Below are 396 nucleotides of genomic sequence, written 5' to 3'. Positions count from 1 at the left end.
GGACGAACAATAAATGCCCAATCTGCCATCGGAACGCGAAGGAGGCAGTCCCGCGCGAAGGCGACTTGTGGGAATTCATTTGTGATGATTGTGGTCGCTTCCGTATCACCGGTACAGCCGTCGAGATGGGGAAGCGCCGTTCAGTCGACGAAAGGAAGGCTGCACTTGCTCAAGCAGAGAGACGAGCCTCCAGGACTGGCGAGAAGCCCTTTGTTCGATCGGCAGACTTTCTTTGAAAGAGATATTGTTACGGGTCAGCAATTTTGCGGCGCCATGAGGTGTTTGGCCAGCAAACCCTGTGTCGGCCGTGCCTGACGGAGGAGATCCAGAGGTAGCGATAACCAAACCTTGACGGCCGCGAGTATTGTGGCAGGTTGCGCCGACAAACACCGGAGG

General features: G+C 56.1%; 1 protein-coding gene. It reads left to right on the top strand.

All coding sequences use genetic code 11. The annotated features are described in order from the left end of the window. A partial coding sequence (locus AC1D0P_RS31140) for a hypothetical protein (protein WP_477680257.1) occupies positions 1-236 on the top strand: 236 nt, incomplete at its 5' end. Between the last annotated feature and the right edge of the window lie 160 nt (positions 237-396).

This window comes from Polaromonas sp. P1_G2 (assembly GCF_056405515.1).
The sequence above is the reverse complement of the archived record's forward strand: the minus strand, read 5'-3'. Positions and strand labels throughout refer to the sequence as shown.